Source organism: Zavarzinella sp., assembly GCA_041399155.1.
In the GTDB taxonomy this organism is placed as follows: Bacteria; Planctomycetota; Planctomycetia; order Gemmatales; family Gemmataceae; genus JAWKTI01.
In genome coordinates, this window is record JAWKTI010000002.1 from 104,402 (window position 1) to 121,146 (window position 16,745).

15 protein-coding genes are annotated in these 16,745 nt (G+C 51.2%); 9 read left to right on the plus strand and 6 right to left on the minus strand.

Annotation, left to right across the window (positions count from 1 at the left end):
• Positions 1 to 13 precede the first annotated feature (13 nt).
• The 8 genes from nuoH to R3B84_10545 are packed head-to-tail and all read left to right on the plus strand — an operon-like array spanning position 14 to position 8,694.
• Positions 14 to 1,240, plus strand: coding sequence for an NADH-quinone oxidoreductase subunit NuoH (gene nuoH, locus R3B84_10510; protein MEZ6140992.1), 1,227 nt, complete (start codon positions 14 to 16; stop codon positions 1,238 to 1,240).
• Between the two features lie 15 nt (positions 1,241 to 1,255).
• Complete coding sequence (locus tag R3B84_10515; GenBank protein ID MEZ6140993.1) at positions 1,256 to 1,822, plus strand: NADH-quinone oxidoreductase subunit I; 567 nt, start codon at positions 1,256 to 1,258, stop codon at positions 1,820 to 1,822.
• A 45-nt stretch (positions 1,823 to 1,867) separates the two neighbouring features.
• The gene (locus R3B84_10520; protein ID MEZ6140994.1) at positions 1,868 to 3,001 is read left to right on the plus strand and encodes an NADH-quinone oxidoreductase subunit J; all 1,134 of its coding nucleotides are present in this window, start codon (positions 1,868 to 1,870) and stop codon (positions 2,999 to 3,001) included.
• Positions 2,998 to 3,420, plus strand: a complete 423-nt coding sequence (nuoK, locus tag R3B84_10525; GenBank protein MEZ6140995.1) for an NADH-quinone oxidoreductase subunit NuoK — start codon at positions 2,998 to 3,000, stop codon at positions 3,418 to 3,420. Before R3B84_10520 ends, nuoK begins: the two co-directional genes overlap by 4 nt.
• Positions 3,413 to 4,858, plus strand: a complete 1,446-nt coding sequence (locus R3B84_10530; GenBank protein ID MEZ6140996.1) for an NADH-quinone oxidoreductase subunit L — start codon at positions 3,413 to 3,415, stop codon at positions 4,856 to 4,858. The genes nuoK and R3B84_10530 overlap by 8 nt, the downstream gene beginning before the upstream one ends.
• Positions 4,855 to 5,376: a hypothetical protein gene (locus tag R3B84_10535; protein ID MEZ6140997.1), complete on the plus strand. Its 522-nt coding sequence runs from the start codon at positions 4,855 to 4,857 to the stop codon at positions 5,374 to 5,376. The genes R3B84_10530 and R3B84_10535 overlap by 4 nt, the downstream gene beginning before the upstream one ends.
• 36 nt (positions 5,377 to 5,412) lie before the next feature.
• The gene (locus R3B84_10540) at positions 5,413 to 7,119 is read left to right on the plus strand and encodes an NADH-quinone oxidoreductase subunit M (GenBank protein MEZ6140998.1); all 1,707 of its coding nucleotides are present in this window, start codon (positions 5,413 to 5,415) and stop codon (positions 7,117 to 7,119) included.
• Positions 7,120 to 7,149: 30 nt separating this feature from the next.
• Complete coding sequence (locus R3B84_10545) at positions 7,150 to 8,694, plus strand: NADH-quinone oxidoreductase subunit N (protein ID MEZ6140999.1); 1,545 nt, start codon at positions 7,150 to 7,152, stop codon at positions 8,692 to 8,694.
• Between the two features lie 283 nt (positions 8,695 to 8,977).
• Here R3B84_10545 and R3B84_10550 read toward each other — a convergent pair whose 3' ends face one another.
• The 6 genes from R3B84_10550 to R3B84_10575 form a co-directional block, all read right to left on the minus strand.
• Positions 8,978 to 10,024 (minus strand): RluA family pseudouridine synthase, encoded by a 1,047-nt coding sequence (locus tag R3B84_10550; protein ID MEZ6141000.1) that lies wholly within the window; start codon positions 10,022 to 10,024, stop codon positions 8,978 to 8,980.
• Between the two features lie 79 nt (positions 10,025 to 10,103).
• Positions 10,104 to 10,985, minus strand: a complete 882-nt coding sequence (locus tag R3B84_10555; protein MEZ6141001.1) for a hypothetical protein — start codon at positions 10,983 to 10,985, stop codon at positions 10,104 to 10,106.
• A gap of 193 nt (positions 10,986 to 11,178) precedes the next feature.
• Positions 11,179 to 11,577 (minus strand): hypothetical protein, encoded by a 399-nt coding sequence (locus tag R3B84_10560; protein MEZ6141002.1) that lies wholly within the window; start codon positions 11,575 to 11,577, stop codon positions 11,179 to 11,181.
• A 320-nt stretch (positions 11,578 to 11,897) separates the two neighbouring features.
• Positions 11,898 to 12,335: a hypothetical protein gene (locus tag R3B84_10565; protein MEZ6141003.1), complete on the minus strand. Its 438-nt coding sequence runs from the start codon at positions 12,333 to 12,335 to the stop codon at positions 11,898 to 11,900.
• 42 nt (positions 12,336 to 12,377) lie between these two features.
• The gene (gene recJ / locus R3B84_10570; protein MEZ6141004.1) at positions 12,378 to 14,150 is read right to left on the minus strand and encodes a single-stranded-DNA-specific exonuclease RecJ; all 1,773 of its coding nucleotides are present in this window, start codon (positions 14,148 to 14,150) and stop codon (positions 12,378 to 12,380) included.
• Positions 14,151 to 14,317: 167 nt separating this feature from the next.
• Positions 14,318 to 14,746 carry an FHA domain-containing protein gene (locus tag R3B84_10575; GenBank protein MEZ6141005.1) on the minus strand — a complete coding sequence of 143 codons (429 nt, stop codon included), beginning with the start codon at positions 14,744 to 14,746 and terminating at the stop codon, positions 14,318 to 14,320.
• A gap of 514 nt (positions 14,747 to 15,260) precedes the next feature.
• Here R3B84_10575 and R3B84_10580 point away from each other — a divergent pair.
• On the plus strand, positions 15,261 to 16,733 hold the full coding sequence (locus tag R3B84_10580; protein MEZ6141006.1) for a peptidylprolyl isomerase: 1,473 nt from the start codon (positions 15,261 to 15,263) through the stop codon (positions 16,731 to 16,733).
• Positions 16,734 to 16,745: the final 12 nt, after the last annotated feature.

Sequence of the window (16,745 nt, forward strand, 5' to 3'; positions counted from 1 at the left end):
CAAATGGGAATCTATGACCGTTGAAGCTCTACTATTTTCGCTTGGCCTGATTGTGGTGGTACTTGCTGCCATTTTGGGCTCAGTTGCCTACCTGACACTGGCCGAACGGAAGATTTCCGCTTACGTTCAGGACCGAGTTGGCCCTAACCGTGTGGGCCCCTGGGGTTTGCTCCAGCCGATGGTCGATGGTATCAAGTTTTTCTTCAAAGAAGACCTGATCCCACGACATGTAGACCGTGTTTTCTACTTTCTTGCTCCTGCAGTGGGTGTGATCACTGCCTTACTGGCATTCAGCGTGGTGCCCTTTGCTCCCACTCCACCACCACCCAATCCTACGGCAATTAATGAGAATCTCTCAGAAAGTGTTGCCACCCACGAAAAAGTGGTAGAAGAATACCGCACCCAACGACTGTGGGCAGTCGCACCCGGCCTGGATGTGGGTATTTTAATGAGTTTTGCAATCGCCAGCCTGGTCGTTTATGGCGTCATCCTGGGTGGCTGGTCTTCCAACAGTAAATATTCTCTGCTCGGTTCACTTCGTGCCAGTGCTCAGATCATCAGTTACGAAATCCCACTGGGGATGTCTGTTCTGGCTGTGTTCCTGATTGCAGGCTCGGTAAATCTTGAAAAAATCGCCGCCTGGCAGGGGACGAATGGCTGGTTTATTCTGTACCAGCCACTTGGTTTTGTGCTGTTTATGATCTCCGTATATGCGGAATGTAACCGCACCCCGTTTGACCTGCCCGAAGCCGAACAGGAACTGGTGGGTGGTTTCCACACAGAATACGGCTCCATGAAACTGGGCCTGATGCTGATGGTCGACTACATCCACATGATTACCGCCAGCTTCTTCCTGGCATTGCTGTTCTGTGGTGGCTGGCACTTCCCAGGGATCAGCTCCATTGGTGGTACCGCTGGTATCATTGCACAGTTTCTGGTGCTGGGTGCCAAAGTCTTTTTCTTCCTGATGCTGTTTATTCTGGTCCGCTGGACAATCCCGCGGTTCAAGTTCGATCAGTTGATGTCGCTGGCATGGCAAATCATGATCCCGCTGTGCATCCTGAACCTGCTGGCTGTCCTTTGTCTGCGTGAGTTTGGCTACCCTCTGTGGGTGATGACGCCGATTTCCCTGCTGCTCTTTGTTGGTGCCGCCTGGTTGACCACGCGGGATAAGCCTCGCGAAGGCAAAAGTGCTAATAAAGCCAGCCTTCCTTCGTCCGAAACTGTTGGTGTAGCGTAACTTAGGAGAATTCTCATGGCGACATCCGAAAAGAATGTGCACTGGGTTGAAGCTCCCAAGATGGGCTTGCTCGAACGAATGTATATCCCCGCAGTGATGGCAGGACTTTCTACCACCGTGCGGCACATTTTCAGCCCACAGGTAAAAACGGAAAGTTACCCGGAACAGGAACCGGATCTACCCCCCAACTATCGTGGGGTGCACCGCCTGAATCGCGATACGGAAGGTCGTGTGAAGTGCGTCGCCTGCTATATGTGTGCCACCGCTTGCCCCGCACACTGCATTGATATTGTGGCTGCACCTGCACCCACCGAATGGAAAGACCGGGAAAAATATCCCGAAATGTTCGTCATCGACGAACTTCGCTGCATTTATTGCGGCATGTGCGAAGAAGCCTGCCCAGTCGATGCAATTGAACTGACCACGCTGTATGATCTTACCGGGTTAAGTCGGGAAGAGATGATTTTCGACAAAGAAAAACTGCTGAGTGTGTTTGATCAAACGACGAAAGCAGGCACCGACCCAGTCCGCACCCGTTCCGGAAAACTGGGGCCGGCTGCAGAATTACCCGTACTGAATTAACTGACTTGTATTCGTTGCCAGTTTCGATTGTGCAACGTTGGAGTAGTGTCTTCTGTGACTGTCACCACATCAGATGATGTCGTTCCCTGGACGGTGCTTGTACCAGTCATTCTGGGCGGTATCGGCGTGCTCTACCTGCTTCCGGGAAGTGCCGTACGACGCGCTACTGGTTTGAAGCTGCTTGCAGGCATGCTTGCAATCGCCGGGCTGGCAACCTTTTTGCTGGCTGGCCTGAGTGCAGCCTTCCCCAAATCGGCAGAAACAGTCATTTTTGCGGGATTCTCAACTGTAGTGGTGATCTTTGCACTCAACATGCTCAGCACCGTGAACGCAGCACGTGCTGCAATCTCTTTTGCCATGGTCATTCTGGGCAGTTGCGGGCTGTTTTTGCTTCTTGGTGCGCCATTTCTATCAGCCGTCACTGTGATTATCTATGCTGGTGCCATCATCGTTACCTTTCTGTTTGTCTTAATGCTTTCGCAGCAGGATGGTGTTTCCAGTGCAGATGCACGCACCCGTGAGCCAGCATTAAGTGTGATTGCTGGCTTTATGCTGTTGGGTGTGTTGTTTGTGGGATTACAGCGGGTCTACAACACCAACCAGATCGATGTGGTGATTTCAGAAGCGGAAGCACTCGCTACGGCAGATCAGATTCCAGAAGGCTATGTCTCGTCGGCCCCCACAGAAATGGGTAAGCCACCTGCACCATTGAAGGCGCAGGCGAAAGCCTTTATTGAGCGGGCTCAAAAAGCATTAATTCGATATCAACCCTATAAGAACCTGAACGATCCGGATATCAGCCATCACCTGGTACAAGTGGATAATGCAATCAAGGATCTTGAAAATTCGCCTTTCCGAGATGGCAACAAAGAAGATATTCAAACAGATTGTCGAACAATTGCGACTGGCTTGAAACAACTGCGGGTTGCTCTTGGCAACCGTACGAGCACAGAAAATATCCCTGTATCACCCTACGGTCAGTCTACGCTTCCACCGGGTGTAGTATCTGATCAATCGGGTGTGGTGGCCAAAAAGTTACCCGCAGCGAATGTTGCGGCAATTGGTCGAGTTTTATTCAGCGATCACCTGCTCGCCGTTGAGATGGTGGGCACTTTACTCCTGGTGGCTACTGTGGGGGCAATTGTGATTTCATCTCGCAAGGAAGGCCAGAAAGTATGATCACCTTGCAACATTACCTGGCAATCGGCCTGATCCTGTTTGTGCTTGGGATGATCGGCTTTTTGACCAGACGAAACGTTATCCTGATGTTCCTGTCTGCAGAATTAATGCTGCAGGGGGTTGTCATTAACCTGCTGGCCTTTTCCCGTTTTCATGGCAACATGCATGGGCAGGTATTTGGCATGATGATCATTGCCGTGGCTGCCTGTGAAGCAGGGATTGCGATGGCGTTATTCCTGGTGCTCTACCGCCAGAAGCGATCGCTGGATATTTCGCTGTGGCAGAACTACCGCGAAGATGGACTGCCAGAATCGATCGATACGGAACCGGTTGCTCCACCGGAAGTGGAAGAGCCAATGCCGAAATTGCCTGTTGCTGGCCGCGAACCTGATCGCACGAAGGAGAAAATCAATGTTTGAACCTTCGTATCTGCTTGGTTACGTCGTTCTGCTGCCATTGCTGGGTGCGGTTCTCACTGCACTGTTCGGTGGGGTGAAGGAACTCGCCCGCTTCAGCCATTATCCCGCGTTGATTGGTGCCGCACTTGCTGCAATCTGTGCTATTCTGGTTGCTGGCAAAATTGCCGATGCACCAGAGCAGGCGATTGAACTGTCCCTGGGGACCTGGTTTCAGGTGGAAATGGGCACCAGTGCCAAATTCTCAGTTCCTGCCACCCTGCGTGCAGATTCGCTGACAGGAATCATGATCTGTGTGATCAGTTTCATTGGCACCTGGATCGTACTGTTTTCGACTTCATACATGAAAGGCGAAACTGGCTACACCCGTTATTTTGCGGTGGTCAGTCTGTTCATTTCATCGATGTTGTTGCTGGTCACAGCGGATAACTTTCTGCTGATGTTTGCTGGCTGGGAAGGTGTGGGAGCCTGCAGTTATTTGCTGGTGGGCTTCTGGTATGCCAAACCGGCTGCCGCCAGTGCTGCCCGCAAAGCATTCCTAGTAACCCGGCTGGGCGATGTTGGCCTGATTATGGGCATTTTCCTGTTCTGGTACATGGGCGATCGCACAACAATTGTGTTCAACGACCTGTTTGCTACCGCAGAAAAAATGGCCACGACATTCCCCACCATGTTTCCGGTGGCTTGCCTGCTGACACTTTGTGGAGCCCTTGGTAAATCTGCCCAATTCCCGCTTTATGTATGGTTGCCGGATGCAATGGAAGGTCCCACGCCGGTTTCCGCACTGATCCACGCAGCAACAATGGTTACGGCAGGTGTTTATCTGCTGGCTCGCTGTTCTGCACTGTTTATCCTTGCGCCACAGATTCAGATTTTAATTGCTGTACTGGGTGGGATCACCGCCATTCTGGCAGCGTTCATCGCCCTGACTCAACACGATTTGAAACGTGTTCTGGCGTACTCAACCGTCAGCCAGCTTGGCTTTATGTTTCTGGCACTGGGTTGCTCCGGTGCAGTCTCCCCCACGATGGCCGTGCTTGCAGCAATCTTCCACCTGTTTACCCACGCATTCTTCAAAGCGGTGCTCTTCCTGTCTGCTGGCAGCGTGATGCATTCGATGCATCATGTGATTGACATGCGACAGTTTTCCGGCCTTCGCAAAGTGCTACCAATCACGCACTGGACCTTCCTAGCGGGTGCGGCAGCACTTGCAGGGTTGCCTTTGTTATCTGGCTTCTGGAGCAAAGACCTGATTCTGGAAGCGGCCCACAAAGCCGGTGAATCTAATGCCGTTTACGCTGGTGAATATAACCTCCTGTATTACGGTGCGTTGTTGACCGCCTTCATGACCGCCTTCTACACCTTCCGTGCTTATTTCCGTACCTTCTGGGGTGCGGAAAAGATGCCGGAAGCGCCCACCCTCACGAACCATGGGCAATGAAACTTCCCCTGCTGGTTCTGGCAGTTGGTGCGTTAGGCATTGGTGCGGCAGTTCAACCATTTAATCACTTATTCAGTGACTACCTCGAGAAATCCTCCGCATTCATTACCCTCGAAGGGGAACCATTCCATTACCACCTGGACTGGACCATGATGATCATCAGCACGGTGATTGCCGTTGCTGGTGTGGGGCTGGCGTGGGTGATGTATGTGCAGGCACCAGCGATTCCAGCAAAAATCGCCAAGTCACTGAAACAACTGTATTTCTTATCGCTGAACAAAATGTATGTGGACGAGCTTTACCAGATCTTGCTGGTTCGCCCACTGCAAATGCTTGCGATGCTCTGTCTGATTGTCGAACTGATCCTGTTTGATCTGGTTCGACTGGTTGCCAATATTCCCCGCTATGCCGGCGAAGTATTGCGACCTCTGCAAAATGGGCTGGCTCAGTTTTACGCACTCACCATGGTGATGGGTGTGGTGGCCTTACTTGGCTACTTAATTCTGTTTGCAAAATAATGGACCGGTGGAGTTTCGAACGGGATCTGTGCACCAATGTTATCATCTGATCTGATTCAACGTATCCTGCCGGTGTTACTTCTACTTCCCGTAGGGGTCGCAATCCTTCTGCGCTTCCTGCAAGGGAATCTCGCACGCCAGGCGGCACTTGGCTTTGCGATATTGCAGTTTGTGCTGATGGCAGTCGTCGGCCTGGGTGCACTGGAAGGGGTAGCAGGCAATCCCGAGAATGTCACCCAGAACCGTGCGGGTGACAGCCCGAATCTTGCAAAATTTAACGCAGGCCCCGTGTTCTTTCCACGGTTTGTGCCTGGCGACCCAGGCGTAGAACACCCCACGAATACAACGACGTGGACGATTCTGCCGCTGGCCAAATCAGCCGACAAATCTGTGGGCGTCCAGCTTTTCATCGGCCTCGACGGCATTAATATGTGGATGTTATTGCTGGCCAGTTTCATCTTCGTATCTGTGGTGCTATTTTCCTGGGATGCTATTGAAGAGCAACCTGCCCAATATTACTCCTGGTTATTCCTGCTGTACGCCGGTGTGCTGGGAGTATTTCTCAGCTTTGATCTGGTGCTGTTCTACATCTTTTTTGAACTCACTCTGATTCCACTCCTTTTCCTGATTGGCAATTGGGGTCCAGGTCCGAAGCGACGCGATGCTGCCTGGAAACTTTTCCTCTACACTTTGGCGGGTGGGTTGATCACCCTGGTTGGTATTGTTTCTCTCGTCATGTTCACTTACCAGAAGACGGGAGAACTCACCACTTCGATCCCACGCTTGATTGTGCTGGGGCAGAAGATTGTGGCTTCCAGTTCACCAGATCAGTTCACCTCCTGGTTACACACGGAAAACCTGATATTCCTGGCACTTGCCGCCGGATTCGTGGTGAAAATCCCACTGATCCCCGTACATACCTGGTTGCCTGGTGCCTACACCGAAGCACCCACTGGGGTAACGGTGATGATGTCTGCATTACTGGCAAAGATGGGGATCTTTGGTTTCCTGCGAATTCTGTTACCTCTTACCCCGCACGCTGCCATCAACCTTGGTGTGCCGTTGCTGGGAACATTTGCCGCCGTGGGGATCCTTTATGGTGCGTTCTGTGCTCTGATGTCAACGGACATTCGCAGAATCATCGCGTATAGTTCTATCTCTCACCTCGGGTTCTGCGTGCTGGGGATTCTATCCTTCAACGAAGCGGGCCTTGCTGGTGGTATTCTGCATATGGTCAACCACGGACTCAGCACCGGGGCATTATTCCTGCTGGTTGGTCTGGTGATTCGTCGATACATGACGGCGAACCTGCCTGACATGGGTGGCATCTGGAAGCGACTGCCCACTTTGACCTTCTTTTTCATGGTGGCTGCCCTCGCAAGCGTTGGGCTGCCTGGCCTGAATAACTTTATCAGTGAAATGCTGATGCTGGCAGGTGTCATCAACATTCGCAGTAGCCATGTTTCCGGTTTTGCTTTTGCAGGAATCGCCTGTGCCGGGATCTTCCTGGGAGCCTGGTATACTTTATCGCTGGTGAAAAACCTGTTCTTTGGCCCACTGAAAGAACCGGGCAATGTTGAAGTAAAAGACCTGACCACCCGCGAACGCTGTGCAGTAATTCCGTTGCTGGTGATGTGCGTGATCCTGGGAGTCTTCCCACAACTTGTCCTGGACAGCATGAAAGCAGATGTGGATTCCTTAAGCCACCTGGCAATGACAACGCGTTTACAGTTAGCACGATAACAAACCTTTGAAGACGAGCCGAGAATACCTGTGAGCATTGACGAAACCCTGCAACAGACATTTCGACTGGCCATACCAGAAGCCACCCTGGTCGGTGTCGCCTGCGTATTGTACCTGTTGGCAACCTGCAAAGTGGTTTCCAGACAACTGGCAGGCGTGGTTGCACTGGCTGGTCTTGGTGCCGCACTGATACTCGATCGTACCTTGACATTTCCAACGGAAATGATCCCCACCGTGGCACCGTTTCTGCCCAGCAACCTGGCCACTGCTGTGCGTTGGATTATGTGCATTTCTTCTGCCCTCTTGATATTGTTTGCATGGTCGGAAACTTCCGGCCATCGTGCCGCAGAATATTACGGCTCGTTATTAATTGCCACTGCGGGGGTCAGCCTGACGGCCAGTGCCAACGATCTGATTGCTCTGTTCCTGGCACTGGAAATGTTGAGCATCCCCACCTATGTGCTGTTGTTTCTGCATGGCAAAGATGTGGGCCGCACCAACGAAACGATGATCAAATACTTCATGCTGAGTATTTTTTCTTCCGGCCTGGCACTCTTTGGTCTCAGCTATCTGTATGGCATTTGCGGTAGCACCAACATTGCAGTTTTAAACAGCGTGGCACCAGTTGCCGTGTTGGCAGAACATCACACCACTGGCCTGATTGCTCTGGTCTTCATGCTGGCTGGGATCGGTTTTCGTATTACCGCCTTTCCTTTCCACTTTTACGCACCTGATGTCTATCAGGCGGGGCCCAGCGTTACGGTGGCATTCCTGGCTTTTGTCCCGAAAGTGGCTGGCTTCGTCGCACTGATCAAGTTAACCAGCTTTGCCGCTATTTCAGGAACTCAGGTGGGGCCGGAATTTCTTCGCAAAGCACTGCTGGTGCTTTGGGTGCTGGCCGTGGTAACGATGTTTGCTGGCAACTTCATGGCACTGCTGCAAAACAATCTTCGCCGATTGCTTGCCTATAGTTCTGTAGCCAATGCTGGTTACATGCTGATCGGTCTGGCAACAATGCCCACACTGGCGAACCAACCCACAACCTCCAGCACAATTCCATTCATTCTGCAAACCAGCGGGCACGAGGCGCTATTGGTTTATCTGGTTGCTTATGGGCTGATGACGATCGGTGCCTTCGCAATTCTTGCCTATCTGAACCACAGTGAGCGGCCTGTTCATACGATTGAAGACCTGGCTGGGCTGGCAAAAACAAATCCTCTTCCCGCTGCACTGCTTGCCGTGTGCGTCGTCAGCATGATTGGCTTGCCACTGACTGCTGGCTTTGTGGGTAAGGTGTTGTTGTTTGCGAACGCACTGAATACCAGCGCCACTGTGCCCATGCACGACATGCTGTCGGTGCTGGCCATCATTGGTGCCATCAATGCCGCGATTGCAGCAGGCTACTACCTGAAGGTGCTGGTTGCGATGTATCTGCGTACGGCCATCGAACCTGTGCGAACTTCTGGTGCACGCCACCTGCTGGTAGTGGGTGGTATCTGTGCCTCACTGACCGTCTTCTTTGGTCTCTATCCGAAGCCATTGTTTCAATTTGCCCACTGGGCCTTTGGAATGTAGTGTGTCCCACGTTCGGTGCTCCTGTCTTTGACATGGATTCATTTCCCACGCACCTAGACATATATCCACGTGCCAGGCGAACTGAGATATTTTTTGCCATTCCAAGGCTGATTTGAAGAGAACTTGCTTTCCTAAGTCTTTTCTGAATAAGTGTTTGTGATGATCGGAATTATTTTTGACTTTTTTGCCAAATAACGATCAAACAAATATAAGAATGCTTTGCTATGGCAGTTGTTACCAACGCACCGATCTGCACACGTTCATGCCGTGAATCAACAAGTAGTCAGCTTGGTTTTCGGTGGGCTTTTAATAATTCCAATACCCGCTGCATATCATTCGGAATGGGTGCTTCAAACTGCATCAACTGATTCAAACGCGGGTGGGTAAAACGCAGTCGCTGTGCGTGCAGGCACTGGCGGTCAATAATCTGCGTATCCTCCTCATTGGTAAGAAGTTGCGTCAGATCAGAGCGTTTTAACTGGTCCCTTCCACTGTACAACTTATCTGCCACCACCGGGCAGTCGATGCTTGCCAGATGGACGCGAATCTGGTGCGTCCTGCCCGTCTTCGGCTGCACACGTACCAGAGAATAGCCACGGAACCGCTCAACTACTTCATAAAAGGTGCAGGCATCCTTCGCCTGCATATCCTTGCGGTCTGCGGTGACGCACATCTTCACACGATCTGATGGGTGGTGTTTGATCCGAAGTTCAATATAATCGCTGTCGCGGTCGATTTCACCATAGGTAATTGCCACGTATTCCTTGAAAACGTGCCGGTGCTCAAACATCAGACCCAGTTCACGGTGAACGTTGGTGTCTTTGGCGACCAGAATCACCCCACTGGTATCGCGGTCGAGACGGTGGACAATTCCCGCACGGTAAGTGCCGTTGGCATTACTCAATTCCGTGAAATGGAACTGCAGAGCATTCACCAGTGTGCCCGACCAATTGCCCTTGGCGGGGTGAACCACCATGTTCGGTGGCTTGTTAATGACTGCCAGCCACTGATCTTCGTACAGAATATCCAGCGGAATATCTTCCGGTGGGGGCAAATCGTAATCCGGTGGGGGGAATTGAATCCGAATCTGATCCGCAGGGCGAATTTTGTAACTGGCCTTCACCGATTTCCCATTGACGGTGATATCGCCCGATTCGATCGCTTTTTGCAGCACACTTCTGCTGAACGACAGATAATTAGCAGCAAGGTAGTGGTCCAGACGCAGTCCAGCCGAGCGAGCCTTTACTTCGCATTCAATCACTTCTCCAACGGCACCCGTGGCCGGTGGGAAAAGCTCGTCAGGATCCACCAGGTCGTCTTCAGAAATCATGGCTCAGCCAGGCAAACTGCAAAAATGAGAAAAAATGGAGGAAATGACATTCGGGTTGATATCAGAACAACAGCACCAATTACTTTTTGGGTGGTGCTGGGGTTTCAATATCCTTCGCAGGTGGCGTTTTTGGCGGTGTTGGGTCGTCTTTCTTTGGTGCCGGATTGTCTTTGGGGTCCCCACCTTTGGGATCTACTTTTGGCAGGTCGTCAATCTTAGGAATCGGCACATCTTTGGGCGTAGGCATAGGAATGTTTACTGTCGGCGGTGGGTCTTTCTTTTCCTCAACAGGTAGCTCCGGCAGAGTGTAAATTGCTTTTTGCATCGCAATAAACTGATCTTTTTCTGAACTTAACTTACCCGCACGCTCTTTGTATTTCTTGCTGACTTCCAGGTCTGGGAAAACCGCCGCCGCCGCATTGTAATATTCCACCGCTTTGTCGACACTGCCCCAGGAATCTGTCCCACCTTCGGTGCTGGGCACCGAAACCAGCGTTTCTTCTGCCAGAGCCAGTGAACGGTAACATTCCTGTAACAAGGTCTTATCTTCTTTCAATTCGGAAGTCAGCTCGATCAGCAATTTGCGTGCCTGATCGATACTGGCAAATGCCTCACGACGCTGTTTCGCGTTGTTGGTCACCAGTTGGCCGATCCCCTCTTTACCGAGTCGAATACGGGCAAGATGCATCTTCGCAACGCTCCCACCGGTGGTGCCACGATGGGTGGTGATATATTTTTCCAGTTTTTCAACTGAATCGGCGTTCTCGAGGTCCAGAAAAATCTGATCCTGGGTACTGGTTCGTTCTCTGGAAAAATAATTCCACAACAGAACGCTGGCCACAATCAGAGCGATCACCCCAATAATGGTGTATAACCGCGTGCCACTGAAGAGGGTTTTCAGGTTCAGAATCGCTTTTTCCAGCGAATTTTTTTCCAGTTCTTTCCGTTCTTCCGCTTTCATGTGCGGCGGCTCCTCGCCTGTAAAGTCGTGATCAAAGCACTTCCGTAATAGCAAAGCATACGTATTTTTTGTTGCTGGTCAACGCACGTATGCAACTACCCAGACTTGGAGTCGTCGCAAATTCTCAGCCACAGAAAGAACCGCGGTGGTAATGCCATCAAAAATGAGAGAAATATTAGAATCGTATTGTCCTTTAGTCGTCTGCAACACCGTTTCCGGGTGCTTGTCGGTATGGGGCATACCCGTAATACTTTGGTTGGTCATCCAGCCGCACATGCAGCCACGAAACCCCTGCTCCAGCGGTGCTCAGCCACACAGGCACTTCATTGATACGCTGGAGCATTGCATTCGCAATCACCCGCCAAAGAGCATCTTGCTGATCCTTGGGAGCTTTCCGAACGAACGCAGCCAGATGACCATAACAGAACTCTTCAGCAACCGGGCAAGGCACCACAAGAATTGCATTCCTACCCAGATTGGGGAACACAACGATATCCGCTTCACCATCAGAGAAGTGTTCGCGGAAGGCCGTCAAATCAGGTTGCCGAGCCAGGCTGGGGTTATCAAGAAGGACGAATTCGAACGGTTGCATCAGAGTTTGAACTGTTATTGCTGGCGTCTCCCAGCGGAACGCGTTGTATGGGGAATCTGCCAGCCACGCGCTGAAGAGTGATCTGAAACCCACATCAACTTGCCAGCCTTGCAGAACATCGGCAACGGTTGCCGGTCGTAAGTCGAGTTCAACAGTGAAATGGAACCCCCTGTGATGAGATAATTCTTGCTTCTGAACACTCCACATATTGTGATCCTTAGCAGAACGAAATTCGTTTGAATGTGCACCTTTGATTGCTTTTACTTGAATCTCACCTGTGCATTCCGCTTGATCCGATGAGATAGTTCGCTGCTCAAAGTTTATATCCAAAGATCGTCGCGACCAATGAAGGTTCGCTCGAATGAATCGTATTTCGCCTGCTCTTCGGCAGTTGGTTCTCGCGTGGTGTCTTCACAGCCGATATACGGGGAAAGATCATAGTTTGCAGCTTCGATGATCATCATACCGCAGTCAAAGCAGTGCCTGGGCGCTTGATCGTGAAAATGGCCACCGCACAAACATGGCTTGAGTAAAGGTTCCATGGCAGCCATGATGTCCTGCCGCTCAGGGTCCTGACCGAGCGAGTTCATCAAGGTGGAAAAGTTTGGATCATAGTAACTGATTTCAACAGCCCGAGGACATTGGTCGCAATAAAGACGGTAATCATCGCAGAATGGCGAGTGAATAACGCGGAAAAGACGAGCATCACACTTCGGACATATGATGATAGCCGCATCAAGCCAGTTTTCGTCTACCATGTTTCCCTTTAAGTAGGTAATGCTCGAATAAAACGAAACAGCTTACGCCAGCGTTGCGGTGGGGCCGGCCTGGAAATCGACCACTTGCAGTTGGATGCTCGTTTGATCGTTCCACTCATTGATGACTGGTTTGTAAACCAGGCAACAGCGTCCCTCTTCAGACATCAGTTCTTCCAGGCGTTCACCCATGTTGAAGCCGACAGCACGCATTCTGGTATTGCCTTGTTTTACGCTGAACGAAAGCGTGCGTTCCCCACCTCCCACGCGACGTGGGCTGCCCACCACCTGCAGGTCGCCCGTCAGGAACTTCGGTTCCGGATTTCCCGGGCCATAAGGTTCGAGCAGATCCAACTGATCCAACAGCCGATAACTCCATACATTCAGAGGTACTTCTGCATCAATATTCAAGCGAGGTGGGCGAGGCATCGCATTGGGGAAGTTCGCCCGTGCGTAATTCTGAAACATTTCCCGAAAGCGGGCAAGGTTTTCCGGCCTGATTTTCGCCCCCACGGCCATAGGGTGCCCACCATAACCTTCCAGAAGGTGGTCGCACGCCTGCAAAGCCTCATTCAGCTTGAAGCCGGTGATTGATCTGCCCGAACCGGTAATTACCTCTTTATCTGGCACCTGGGCGAACATGATTGCCGGCCTGCCCAGAAAATCGACGATGCGGCTGGCCAGAATGCCCACCACGCCTGGGTGCCATTCCGGGTGGGCCAGCACCGCAGCCGGCATCGTATCCAGTGGTTGTTCTGCCAGCAGTTCTTTGGCCTGCTGAAACATCTTTCGTTCGATTGACTGCCGTTCGGAGTTCTGGCTTTCCAGGTATTCGGCAATTTCTTTGGCCTTGTCCGCACTGTTCGTGGTGAGCATTTCCACCACCATGGCGGCACAACCCAACCGACCAGCCGCATTCATCCGAGGTGCCAGGCGGAAACCTACGTCGCTGGAACGTAAAGGCTTATCTGAAAGCAACTTAGCAGCTTCCATCAACGCTTTCATTCCTAGCGAAGGGGACTGTCGCAGGTGCTTCATTCCCGCACGCACGATGATGCGGTTTTCGTCTTCCATGGGCACAACATCGGCAATCAATCCCAGGGTGGCGAGCCCGACGGAATTGAGGAGCACTTCACGGAAGGCGGGGGTTACTTTTTCACTGCCGCAGTGCCGCACCGCCAACGCCCACGACAGCTTGAAGGCCACACCGGCACCGGACAATTCGCCGAAAGGATAGCTGGTGTTAGGCAGCCGAGGGTGCACGCACACCGCAGCTTCGGGCAATTCTGCCTTCATTGTGTGGTGATCGGTGACAATCAGCTCAAGCCCCAGCTTGCGGGCTTCGCGGGCTTCTTCCAGACTGGCAATGCCGCAATCCACGGTGATCACCAACTGCACGCCACTGGCTGCCAGCGTACGTAACGCCTGCACATTGACGCCATAACCCTCTTCAAGGCGTTTTGGCAGATAATATTGCACATCCGCACCCATGTGCCGCAGGGTGGTGTAGAGAATGGAGGTGCCCGTGATACCATCGACATCGTAATCGCCGTAAACACAGATTTTTGCCCGACGATTGATGGCGGCCATGATCAGATCGACTGCAGCCACCACGCCGGGCAGTTGATCCGGCAAATACAAACCGCTGAACGGTGCACTGAGAAATCGCTTGGCCTGTGGGACATTTTCCACGTTCCGATTGAGCAATAACTGAGCCACCAACGGAGGCAGTTCACTGGCACGTGCCAGACGGTCAATCGCTTCGCGATCGTGTGGCATCAGCAGCCATTCTTTGCGAACCGCCTGTAATTCAGCCATGAAATTCCCCACCAGCGTACTGGACTATTGTAGTGTAAAAAATGCCACAGGAATTGCAAATGTTAAGTTTTGATGAGAAAGAGCGGCCAATTAGATTGCATGGATTGGTGTAATTTTCCGAGATGTAAAAGTGAAAATTGGCAATTTGCAAAGAAAATGAGAAAAATCTAAGAAGCGACTCTTAAGCGGGGCGAGTGGCTGTTATTGCCAAAGTTGCCCACATTTTTTTTGCCAGGTGTCTGGTAGTATTGGTGCTCCGGTTCCGGTGCTGGATGATGATACCAGAATACTTCCAGGATGATTTGACCAATCGTTAGAAAATCGCCAGAAAGCAGGATTCTGCGGTTCACCGGATCGCCATTCACCAGCGTGGTGCCACCCAGAGAATCAAGCAGTGGGCCGTCAGGAGTCACAGAAATGACACAATGGTGCTGCCGCACATCGTCGTCAAGAATACGCAGATCGCATGTCTCCGCGGTACCGATCCGGGTGCACGGCAACAACAGTGTTTTGCGTGCCCCCACCTTGGGGCCATTTCTGACCACAAGTTCTCCCGTAATTGGGCGGGGTCGAAACGGTACCTTCTTACTGTGCATGCTATCCTCGCAATTTCATTCAACAGGTAAGACACTTCAACGAGAAGAATCATCCCCATTTCGTGCCAAAAACACAAAAATATTGCAATTTTTACAACACTCCTATTTATGCTAAACGACCTAAGTTCTTTCAAAAGCCCAATTTGCGTAAATTATTCAAATTAACAAACAATCCAGGAAAATTTTTCCGGTTGTACTAATTAAACGGACGGCATACCACAATTTTAATGTATTTATGTTCACAATAGATGGTTTGATCGAGACAGTTATCACCCAGGATAGAAAAGTTTACTATGCCTATCAACTTAATAGGGTATTCACGACTTTAATTCACTCATGTTAGCAGGTGGGAAAGAATTTCACTGTGACAACGCTCAAATGATGAACGAAAACTCATGATGTATCACTCATTTTTGCGTCCACTTGGGTGGGTCTGGCAGAAAATATCGACTGGAACGAAAATATTGCTCATTCAGATTGCCCGCTTTATCCGATGTAAAAGGAATAGTTGTGGGTGCGTACCGATCTGCTGACAGATTTGGTGCGGCCGTTTTCCTATTGCACACTTGCAGCAGGAACGGTATTACCCGCCACGGAACATCACCAGAAGTCTGGGGAGGACATGATGGCCTTCCGGAATAAAGTCATTTGGCTCATGTCGTTATCCGCATTGATGTGGGTTGGCTGTGCCGGACCGAGAAACGGATTAAATCGACTGAGCAACGAAGAGCAGCAGGCGTTACTTGACGAATGCGGGCAGATTCTGGAACAACGTGCTCGCGAGAAAACGCAGGTCGTTGGTCGTGCTCAAATGCCGGACACATTACCCTCGGTACGTCTGGGACAACCAGGTATTTCTACCATTGGTGGCGATACGCCCCCGCCAATGATTGAAACGCGACCTGCAAAACCCGCTGACTTTCCAGGTGGGTTGAAACTGCCCGATGTGACGCCAGTTCAGAATCCGACGCAGAACAATGTGATACCAGTCGCAGCTTCTGCAGCTTCAACGGGCACAACCAGCACTCAGCCGAAAGAAGACGTTCGAATTGGTACCCCACAGATCAAAATTGTGGCAATGGTGGGCGAATCTGCCATCTACCATAACGAAGTTCGTGAAATGGTCTTCCAGCGGCTGGGTGAATTTGTCCGCTTGACCGGTTCGGAGCGTGCCAAAAAAGAAAAAGAAATTTACCGCGAAGAACTACGGCGAATTATCGAACGGGAATTGATTCTGGATGATATGAAGGCTTTTCTGTCTTCCCGCAAGCAGGCCCACCTGCTGACAAAACTGCAGGAAGCCGGAACGAAAGAAGCAGATGCCCAACTGGAAGGCTTCAAACGCGACCGTGGGCTGACCAGCGATGACCAACTGCGTGAAATGATGGCATCGCAGGGGATGAGCATGGAAGGTATTCGCCGCCAGTTGGAACGCACTGTGGTGATGCAGATCTACATGAAAGAGAAACTGCACCTGAACGATTACATGGAAACCGTCAGTCTGGCAGATATACGCGACTACTACTACAAACATCCCGATGAATTTCAGTCGGAAGATAAAGTGAAGTGGGAGCATTACACGGTGTTGAGCCGGTCTTTCGAGATTCCCACCCAGGCGAATCTGTACGCACAGCATTTTGTGAACAATGCCCAGAAAGGCACCAGCAAAGAAGAGTTGCTGAAACAGTTTACGGCCGTAAATGAAGGGATTGGTAACGGTGAAGAGCCTGGAAAAATCTTCCCCAGTGAATTAGAACCGACGGTGTTGAGCATGAAGCCCAACGAATGGCGGATTGTGCCCAGCGACGTGGGAGTACACATTATTCATGTTTCCGAACGGGCATATAAAGGTGTGCGTCCCTACGACAAAAAGGTTCAAACGGAAATCCGTGGGAAACTCAAGCAGCAGGTCTACGAACGGGAAGCCAAACGGCACGTCGATACTCTGTGGATCAAAGTCCAGCCGAAGATCTATCTGGAAGATTAAATCTTTTTCATT